The sequence below is a fragment of the Streptomyces xanthophaeus genome (genome assembly GCF_000725805.1).
In the GTDB taxonomy this organism is placed as follows: domain Bacteria; phylum Actinomycetota; class Actinomycetes; order Streptomycetales; family Streptomycetaceae; genus Streptomyces; species Streptomyces xanthophaeus.
The window spans coordinates 94412-103148 of sequence record NZ_JOFT01000029.1 but is presented as its reverse complement, the minus strand read 5'-3'; the positions used below and the strand labels follow the sequence as shown (position 1 = coordinate 103148).

Below are 8737 nucleotides of genomic sequence, written 5' to 3'. Positions count from 1 at the left end.
AGGCCAGATGTGGAAGCCCGGTAACGGGTGAAGCTGACTGGTACTAATAGGCCGAGGGCTTGTCCTCAGTTGCTCGCGTCCACTGTGTTAGTTCTGAAGCAACGAACGGTTGCTGGTTTCTAGAGCTAGAACATAACTACAAAGTGTGCTTGTTCGCTCGAAACCGATAGGGTTTCGGTGGTCATAGAAACGCCCGGTTACATTCCGAACCCGGAAGCTAAGCCTTTCAGCGCCGATGGTACTGCAGGGGGGACCCTGTGGGAGAGTAGGACGCCGCCGAACAATCTTTCAAAGGACCCCTGGTCCAGCGTTCAACGCTGGACCAGGGGTCTTTTTGTTTTTCACCTCTTTACGCCGAAGCGCGGCCATGGGTTGGTTGCGCGAGAATGACTAGCGGTACCCCGAAGACAGGAGTCACACCCATGTCCAACTCTCCCGACGATCGTCCGGAGCGCGAGCCTCGGCGCAACGACGGCGGTGACAGGGGCGGCTACCGCGGGGGCCGTGACGACCGTGGTGGCGACCGTCCCCCCTTCCGTCGTGACGACCGTGGTGGCCGTCCCGCCGGCGGCGGTGGCGGCGGTTTCCGCCGTGACGACCGCGGCGGCCGCCCGGCCGGTGCCGGTGCCGGCGGCGGTTTCCGTCGCGATGACCGTGGCGGCAGCGACCGTCCGTCCTACCCCCGTCGTGACGACGACCGTGGCGGTCGTCCCACCGGTGGTGGTGGCGGCGGTTTCCGTGGCCGTGACGACCGCGGTGGCGACCGTCCCTCGTACCCGCGCCGCGACGACCGCGGTGACCGTCCTTCGGGCGGTGGCGGCGGTTTCCGTCGCGATGACCGTGGTGGGGACCGTCCGTCCTTCCCGCGTCGCGATGACCGCGGTGAGCGTCCTTCGGGCGGTGGCGGCGGTTTCCGCCGTGACGACCGTGGCGGCAGCGACCGTCCGTCGTACCCGCGCCGTGACGACGACCGCGGTGGTCGTCCCACCGGTGGCGGTGGCGGCGGTTTCCGTGGCCGTGACGACCGCGGTGGCGACCGTCCCTCGTACCCGCGCCGTGACGACCGTGGCGGCGACCGTCCCACGTTCCGCCGCGATGACCGTGGCGGCAGCGACCGTCCGTCCTTCCCGCGTCGCGATGACCGTGGTGGCAGCGACCGTCCGTCGTACCCGCGTCGGGATGACGACCGCGGTGGGTTCCGTGGCGGTCGTGACGACCGTGGCGGCGACCGCCCGTCGTACCCCCGTCGTGACGACCGTGGCGGCAGCGACCGTCCGTCGTACCCCCGTCGTGACGACCGTGGCGGGGACCGTCCGTCCTTCCCGCGTCGCGATGACCGTGGTGAGCGTCCTTCGGGTGGTGGCGGCGGTTTCCGTCGTGACGACCGTGGTGGCAGCGACCGTCCGTCGTACCCGCGCCGTGACGACGACCGTGGTGGGTTCCGTGGCGGTCGTGACGACCGTGGCGGCGACCGTCCCTCGTACCCCCGTCGCGACGACCGTGGCGGCAGCGACCGTCCCTCCTACCCGCGCCGTGACGACGACCGTGGCGGTCGTCCCACCGGTGGCGGTGGCGGCGGTTTCCGTGGCCGTGACGACCGCGGTGGCGACCGTCCGTCGTACCCGCGCCGTGACGACGACCGCGGTGGGTTCCGTGGCGGTCGTGACGACCGTGGCGGCGACCGTCCCTCGTACCCGCGTCGCGACGACCGTGGCGGCAGCGACCGTCCCTCCTACCCGCGCCGTGACGACCGTGGCGGCGGCGACCGCGGCGGTTTCCGTGGCGGCCGTGACGATCGCGGTGGTGACCGCGGTGGCTACCGTGGCGGTCGCGATGACCGTGGCGGCGACCGCGACTTCCGCGCCGACCGGGACCCGGTCAAGCGGCTTCCGATCGACGAGGACGTGACCGGTTTCGAGATCGACGCCGACGTGCGTCAGGAGCTCCTGAGCCTGCCCAAGGGCCTGGCCGAGGAAGTCTCCAAGAACCTGGTCATGGTCGCCCGGCTGATCGACGAGGACCCGGAGCAGGCGTACGCGTACTCGCGCATCGCCCTGCGGCTGGCCTCCCGTGTCGCCGCCGTGCGCGAGGCCGCCGGCTTCGCCGCGTACGCGACGCAGAAGTACAGCGAGGCGCTCGCGGAGTTCCGCGCCGCCAAGCGCATGACCGGTTCCGTCGAGCTGTGGCCCGTGATGGCCGACTGCGAGCGCGGCCTCGGCCGTCCGGAGCGGGCGCTGGCCATGGCCGGCGAGCCCGAGGTGCAGAAGCTGGACAAGGCCGGCCAGGTCGAGATGCGTCTGGTCGCCGCCGGTGCGCGCCGGGACATGGGGCAGCTCGAAGCCGCCATCGTGACCCTGCAGAGCCCGGAGCTGGCCTCCAGCTCCGTCCAGCCGTGGACCGCGCGCCTGCGCTACGCCTACGCCGACGCCCTGCTGGCGGCCGGTCGTGAGGACGAGGCGCGCGAGTGGTTCGCGAAGACCGTCGAGGCCGACAAGGACGGGGCGATGGACGCCTCGGACCGGCTCGCCGAGCTGGACGGGGTCGAGTTCGTCGACGCCGCGATCGACGACGAAGACGACGATGAGGACGACGGCGAGGACGCCGCCGAGGTCGCGGCGGCCGAGCGCGCCTCCGACGTCGCCGAGTACTACGACGAGGACGACGACGAGTACGAGCCCCTGGAGCAGTCCGAGGACGACTCCGAGGACGACTCCGAGGGCGACTCCGACGTCCGGGACGACTTCGACGCCGACGCCGACGCGGACCTCACCGACGAGGGCGTCGTCATCGAGGACGACGAGCTGGACGCGGGCCGCGACAAGGCCTGATCGCCAGTGACATGAGAAAGGGCGGTACCCCCTCGGGGGTGCCGCCCTTTCTCATGTCCGGGTGCGCTCAGTCCAGGCTGCGCAGGACCAGGCCGGTGGCCGGCTTCGGGCCGAAGGAGGTCGACTTGCGCGGCATGGTGACGCCCTGGCGGGCCAGGTCGCGCACGACCTCCTCCCGTACGGGGTGCAGCAGGACGGCGGTGCCGTTGTGGCGCTCGGCCATGGCCACGGTGGCGGCGGCGTCGTGGATGTAGGCGATGTGCTCGGGGGCGTCGGGGACGCCCCACAGGCCGTCGAGCAGGCTGGCGTGCAGCACGGTGGCGTCCAGCCGTCGCCAGGCCTCGGGGCGGTCGCGTCGGACGGTGCGCTCCAGGAGGGCGGGAGCGGGGTCGGTGACCAGGTGGAAGCTGCCGTCACCCGTGAGGAGGAAGGCGTTGCCGCGTTCCGACGCGTCCGCGAGGGCCTCCAGGGCCAGCGGGAGCGGCCCTTCGACGGGGCGCACCCGGAAGTGGCCGTCGAGGGCGGCGAGGGCGTCCGCGACGGGCAGGCGGCGCAGCATCCGGTGGATGGCGCGGACCTGGAGGGGGTAGCGGGCGGTGTCGACGAGGAGGACCAGGCCGAAGTCCCAGGCGGTGGGGGAGGCGTGCTCCTCCTGGAGGCGCAGGTACGTGGCCCAGCGGTGGTGGCCGTCGGCGATGAGGGCCTGGCGGTGGCCGAGGTCGGCGGTGACGGCAGCCAGTTCGGCGGGGTCCGTGACGGCCCACAGGCGGTGGCGGAAGCCGTCCTCGGTGGTGGTCTCCAGCAGCGGGGCGCGCCGGGCGGTGTCCGCGACGACGCGGGCCGCGGCGGCCTCCGGCTCCTCGCTGCGGTAGGTGAGGAGCAGGGGTTCCAGGTTGGCGGAGGTGGCCCGCATCAGGCCGGCCCGGTCGGTGACCACGTCCGGCATGACGTCCTCGTGGGGGAGGACGATGCCCGCGTCGGCGGTGGACAGGGCGAGGGCTCCGATGACGCCGCGCTGGAGCAGGCCGGCCTTGTACTGCTCGTAGACGTAGAGCGCGGGTTCCGGGTCCGCGCTGAGGACGCCGGTGGCGAGCCAGTCGCGCAGGGTCTGCGCGGCCTGCTCGTTGCGTGCGGCGGGGGTGTCGGCCTGCGGGAGGATCAGGCGGACGATGTTGTGCGGGTCGGCGGATTCGAGGTAGTCGACTCCGTCGGGGCGTACGACCACGTCGTAGGGCGGCGAGGTGACGGCCGCCAGACTGCCGACACGCTCGGGGACATAGCGCAGGCCGTGGAAGGGGATCAGGCGCAGCCCATGGTCCGCGGTGCCAGATGTGGTCATTGCTGCATGGTAAGACCCGCATTGCGGTGCGCGATGATCGGGGGAGTACGGAAATCGGACAAGATCGATCCCCTGAGGAGCGGCCAGGATGACCCGGCAGAGCAGGACCAGTCCCGCGGCGAGTGAGCGGAATCTTCACCAGGCGTACGACACGGCCCTGCTGGACCTCGACGGGGTGGTGTACGCGGGGGGCGAGGCGATCGCGCACGCGGTGGAGTCCCTCGCGACGGCCCGGGCGGACGGGATGCACCTGGCGTACGTGACGAACAACGCGCTGCGGACCCCGGACGCGGTCGCCGGGCACCTCACCGAGCTGGGCATCCCGACCGAGGCGGGCGAGGTGATCACCTCGGCGCAGGCGGTGGCCCGGCTGATCGCGGAGCAGGTGGCGCCGGGTTCGAAGGTGCTGGTGATCGGCGGGGAGGGGCTGCGGGTCGCGCTGCGCGAACGCGGGCTGGTGCCGGTGGAGTCGGCCGAGGAGGAAGGGCTCGCCGCGGTCGTGCAGGGGTACGGGGGGCCCGATCTGGCGTGGGGGCGCTTCGCGGAGGCCTCGTACGCGATCAACCGGGGGGTGCCGTGGTACGCGTCCAACACCGACCTGACGATCCCGGGGGCGCGCGGGATCGCTCCGGGCAACGGGGCCGCGGTGGAGGTCGTACGCATCGCCACGGGTGCGGAGCCGCAGGTGGCGGGGAAGCCGCTGCCCCCGATGCACCGGGAGACGGTGCTGCGGACCGGGGCCCGGCGGCCGCTGGTGGTGGGGGACCGGCTGGACACCGACATCGAGGGTGCCTTCAACGGGGAGGTGGACTCGCTGCTGGTGCTGACCGGGGTGACGGACGCGGCGCAGCTGGTGGTGGCCGAGCCGCGGCACCGGCCGACGTACGTGGACCGGGATCTGCGGGGCCTGCTGACCGGGCAGCCGCCGGTGCTGGAACGGGCCGGGGAGTGGCAGTGCGGTGGCTGGATCTCGACGGTGGCCGGTGATGCGCTGAGCCTGCGGACCCTCGTCGAGGAGGGCGGGGCGCAGCCGGATCCGGTGGACGGGCTGCGGGCGCTGTGCGCGGCGGCCTGGACGGCGGCCGGGGACGGGGTCTGCGGACTGGACGCCCGGGAGGCGCTGGCGGCGCTGGAGGCAGCGGGCCTCTGAGCCGTCCGGAGGACCGAAAACCAGACAAGGTAGGTTAGCCTAACCTTCGTGTTGGTCGACAGTCCCCCCGAATCCGAACCGAGCGCGGCGCCGGACACCGGCGCCCGCCCGCGGCATGCCCTGCGCTCCGCTGGCCTGCTGGCCGCCCTGCTGGTGCTGGCCCTGGTCGCGATCGCGAGCATCGCGGTCGGTGCCAAGCAGATGCCCCTCGACCAGGTCTGGCACGGCCTGTTCGCCTACTCGGGGACCACCTCCGACGTGGTGGTGCGCGACCTGCGGGTGCCGCGCACCCTCCTCGGGCTGATGGTGGGCCTGGGCCTCGGCCTGTCCGGTGCGGTGATGCAGGCGCTGACCCGCAACCCGCTGGCCGAGCCCGGCATCCTCGGCGTCAACGCGGGCGCCGCGGCCGCCGTGGTCTCCGCGATCAGCTTCCTCGGCGCGTCCACCCTGAGCGAGTTCGTGTGGTGGGCCTTCCTCGGCGCCGCCGTCGTCTCGGTCGTCGTGTACGTGCTCGGCGGTAGCCGCAGCGCCACCCCGGTGCGCCTCGCCCTCGCCGGTACGGCGGCCAGCGCGGCCCTCGTCGGCTACATCAACGCGGTCCAGTTGATGGACAGCACGGCCCTGGACAAGCTGCGCTTCTGGACGGTGGGCTCGCTGGCCTCGGCCAACATGGACACCGTCCGCCAGGTGGCGCCCTTCCTGCTGGCCGGCGTCGTCCTCGCCCTGTCGCTGGGCCGGCCGCTCAACGCGATGGCCCTGGGCGACGACACGGCGCGGGCCCTGGGCGCGCACCTGACGCGGACCCGGATCGCCGCCATGGCCGCCATCACCCTGCTGTGCGGAGCGGCGACCGCCGCCTGCGGGCCGATCGTCTTCATCGGGCTGATGATCCCGCACCTGGTGCGGGCCTTCACCGGGCCGGACATGCGCTGGGTGCTCGCGTACTCGGCGGTCCTGTCGCCCGCCCTGCTGCTCGGAGCGGACGTGGTGGGGCGGGTCGTGACCCGGCCGGCCGAGCTCCAGGTCGGCATCGTCACCGCGCTCATCGGCGGCCCCGTCTTCATCTACCTCGTCCGGCGCAAGAGGATGGCCCAGCTGTGACCGCGACCGCCGCACCCGGCAAGGAAGCCACGCCCCGCACCCGCCGCCCCGCCGCCCGGCCGCTGCGCCTGCCCGGCGGGCGGTCGCTGAGGGTGGAGCGGCGCGCGCTCGCCGTCGGAGTGCTGGTGGTGCTCGCCGCGCTCGCGATGTCCGTCCTCCTCATCGGTACGGGCGACTTCCCGATCGCCCCCTGGGACGTCGTGCAGACCCTGCTCGGCAACGGCACCCCCGCCCACGAGTTCGTCGTCAACGACCTGCGGCTGCCGCGGGTCCTGGTCGCGCTGCTCGTCGGCGCGGCCCTCGGGACGGCCGGAGCCGTCTTCCAGTCCGTGTCCCGCAATCCGCTCGGCTCCCCGGACCTGCTCGGCTTCGGCCACGGTGCGGCGGTCGGCGCCCTCGTCGTGATCATCCTGTTCAAGGGAGAGGCCACCGAGGTGGCCGTCGGTGCGCTGTTCGGCGGGCTGCTGGCCGGGGTCGTCGTCTACCTGCTCGCGTACAAGCGGGGCATCCAGGGCTACCGGCTGGTGCTCGTCGGCATCGGCGCCTCCGCCGTGCTGATCGCCGCCATCCAGTACCTGCTCACCAAGGCGGAGGTGGTGGACGCCACCCGCGCGATGGTCTGGCTGACCGGCTCGCTGGCCGGCCGCGACTGGGCGCAGGTGCAGCCGCTGTTCCTGCTCTGCGCGGTCCTCTTCCCGCTGGTCCTCGCGCACGGCCGGGCCCTGCGGATCATGGAGATGGGCGACGACGCCGCGTACGCACTGGGGGTACGGGTGGAACGCACCCGGCTCCTGCTGATGCTCGCGGCGATCCTGCTCACCACCGCCGCGGCGGCCGCGGCCGGGCCCGTCAGCTTCGTCGCGCTGGCCGCCCCGCAGCTGGCGCGGCGCCTCACCCGCTCGCCCGGGGCGAACCTGGTGACCGCCGGGCTGATGGGATCGGTGCTGCTGCTGGTGTCCGACTGGGCCTCGCAGCGGGCCTTCGGCGCCGACCAGCTGCCGGTGGGCGTGGTGACCGGGCTGGTCGGCGGTGTCTACCTGCTCTGGCTGCTCGTCACCGAGCGCAGGGCGGGACGCATATGACCGTGCCGCAGAATCCGATGCAGAACCCTACGAGGAGTACCGAAGTGCAGCGGCTGACCGCGCAGAACGTGACCCTCGGCTACGACCAGCGGGTCATCGCCGAGAACCTGTCGGTGGAGATCCCCGACCACTCCTTCACGGTGATCGTGGGGCCCAACGCCTGCGGGAAGTCCACCCTGCTGCGCGCCCTGTCCAGGATGCTGAAGCCCGCCGGGGGCCGGGTGCTGCTGGACGGGCAGGCCATCTCGTCGATGCCGGCGAAGAAGGTCGCCCGCACCCTGGGGCTGCTGCCGCAGTCCTCGATCGCGCCGGACGGCATCACGGTCGCCGACCTGGTCTCGCGGGGCCGGTACCCGCACCAGGGGCTGCTGCGCCAGTGGTCGTCCGAGGACGAGCGGATCGTGAACGAGTCGATGGCCTCCACCGGGGTCGCCGAACTCGCCGACCGGGCCGTGGACGAGCTGTCGGGCGGCCAGCGCCAGCGCGTGTGGATCGCCATGGCGCTCGCCCAGCAGACCCCGCTGCTGCTCCTCGACGAGCCGACGACCTACCTGGACATCCAGCACCAGCTCGACGTACTGGACCTGTGCGCCGAACTGCACGAGAACCAGGGCCGGACCCTGGTCGCGGTGCTGCACGACCTCAACCACGCCGCCCGGTACGCCACGCACCTGATCGCGATGCGCGGCGGCGAGGTCGTCGCCGAGGGGCCGCCCGCCGAGGTGGTCACCGCCGAGCTGGTGGAGGGGGTCTTCGGGCTGCGCTGCCAGATCATCGACGACCCCGAGACGGGTACGCCGCTGGTGATCCCGGCGGCCCGCAGGGCCCGTACGAAGGCCTCGGTCTAGAGGAGGCTCTTGAGCCGCAGCAGGTCGCGGAAGCCCGCCTCCAGCCGGACCCGGCCCGAGGCCCAGGCCTTGGCGAACTTCAGCTCGCCCGCGACCAGCGCGACCAGGTCGTCGCCCGTCATGGCCAGCCGGATCTCGGCCTTGGCCGCGGGCGGGCCCGGGGTGAGCGAGTCCACCCGGATCCGGCCGCCCTCCAGGCGGCCCGTGAAGGTCTGGTCCAGATCGGTGATGTGGCAGCTCAGGGAGCGGTCGAGGGCGGCCGCGCCGTGCGCGCCGCCTTCGGCTCGCGCGAGGTTGCCGGAGAGTCGGTCGAGTGCTTCGCGGCACTCCTGGATCGTAGCCATCGTGATCACGACCGTACCGCAGAGCCGTACGTGGTCGCGGAGCGC

General features: G+C 72.7%; 8 protein-coding genes and 1 rRNA gene. 7 read left to right on the top strand and 2 right to left on the bottom strand.

What is annotated here, in order from left to right; translation table 11 throughout:
• Positions 1–173 precede the first annotated feature (173 nt).
• The 3 genes from rrf (at position 174) to IO30_RS0119695 (ending at position 2828) form a co-directional block, all read left to right on the top strand.
• Positions 174–282: ribosomal RNA gene (gene rrf, locus IO30_RS0119705) — 5S ribosomal RNA — on the top strand.
• 222 nt (positions 283–504) lie between these two features.
• Positions 505–1908 carry a hypothetical protein gene (locus tag IO30_RS42060; protein ID WP_157853341.1) on the top strand — a complete coding sequence of 468 codons (1404 nt, stop codon included), beginning with the start codon at positions 505–507 and terminating at the stop codon, positions 1906–1908.
• Between the two features lie 23 nt (positions 1909–1931).
• Positions 1932–2828, top strand: a complete 897-nt coding sequence (locus IO30_RS0119695) for a tetratricopeptide repeat protein (RefSeq protein ID WP_202205051.1) — start codon at positions 1932–1934, stop codon at positions 2826–2828.
• A gap of 67 nt (positions 2829–2895) precedes the next feature.
• Here the strand turns inward: IO30_RS0119695 and IO30_RS0119690 are convergent, their stop codons facing one another.
• Complete coding sequence (locus IO30_RS0119690) at positions 2896–4167, bottom strand: DUF1015 family protein (protein WP_031144814.1); 1272 nt, start codon at positions 4165–4167, stop codon at positions 2896–2898.
• Positions 4168–4255: 88 nt separating this feature from the next.
• Here IO30_RS0119690 and IO30_RS0119685 point away from each other — a divergent pair, with 88 nt between their 5' ends.
• The 4 genes from IO30_RS0119685 to IO30_RS0119670 are packed head-to-tail and all read left to right on the top strand — an operon-like array spanning position 4256 to position 8348.
• The gene (locus tag IO30_RS0119685) at positions 4256–5317 is read left to right on the top strand and encodes an HAD-IIA family hydrolase (protein ID WP_031144812.1); all 1062 of its coding nucleotides are present in this window, start codon (positions 4256–4258) and stop codon (positions 5315–5317) included.
• Positions 5318–5365: 48 nt separating this feature from the next.
• A complete protein-coding gene (locus IO30_RS0119680; RefSeq protein ID WP_031144810.1) occupies positions 5366–6418 on the top strand; it encodes a FecCD family ABC transporter permease in 1053 nt (350 codons plus the stop codon).
• Complete coding sequence (locus tag IO30_RS0119675) at positions 6415–7500, top strand: FecCD family ABC transporter permease (protein WP_031144809.1); 1086 nt, start codon at positions 6415–6417, stop codon at positions 7498–7500. Before IO30_RS0119680 ends, IO30_RS0119675 begins: the two co-directional genes overlap by 4 nt.
• Entirely contained in the window at positions 7497–8348 is an 852-nt protein-coding gene (locus tag IO30_RS0119670; protein WP_202205042.1) for an ABC transporter ATP-binding protein, read from the top strand. The genes IO30_RS0119675 and IO30_RS0119670 overlap by 4 nt, the downstream gene beginning before the upstream one ends.
• Here IO30_RS0119670 and IO30_RS0119665 read toward each other — a convergent pair.
• Positions 8345–8692, bottom strand: a complete 348-nt coding sequence (locus IO30_RS0119665; protein ID WP_031144806.1) for an SCP2 sterol-binding domain-containing protein — start codon at positions 8690–8692, stop codon at positions 8345–8347. The genes IO30_RS0119670 and IO30_RS0119665 overlap by 4 nt on opposite strands.
• Between the last annotated feature and the right edge of the window lie 45 nt (positions 8693–8737).

Excerpts from the sequence above, each read along its gene's own strand:
- IO30_RS0119690 (WP_031144814.1), bottom strand. The coding sequence starts at position 4,167 with ATGACCACATCTGGCACCGCGGACCATGGGCTGCGCCTGATCCCCTTC.
- IO30_RS0119685 (WP_031144812.1), top strand. The coding sequence starts at position 4,256 with ATGACCCGGCAGAGCAGGACCAGTCCCGCGGCGAGTGAGCGGAATCTT.
- IO30_RS0119670 (WP_202205042.1), top strand. The coding sequence starts at position 7,497 with ATGACCGTGCCGCAGAATCCGATGCAGAACCCTACGAGGAGTACCGAA.
- IO30_RS0119665 (WP_031144806.1), bottom strand. The coding sequence starts at position 8,692 with ATGGCTACGATCCAGGAGTGCCGCGAAGCACTCGACCGACTCTCCGGC.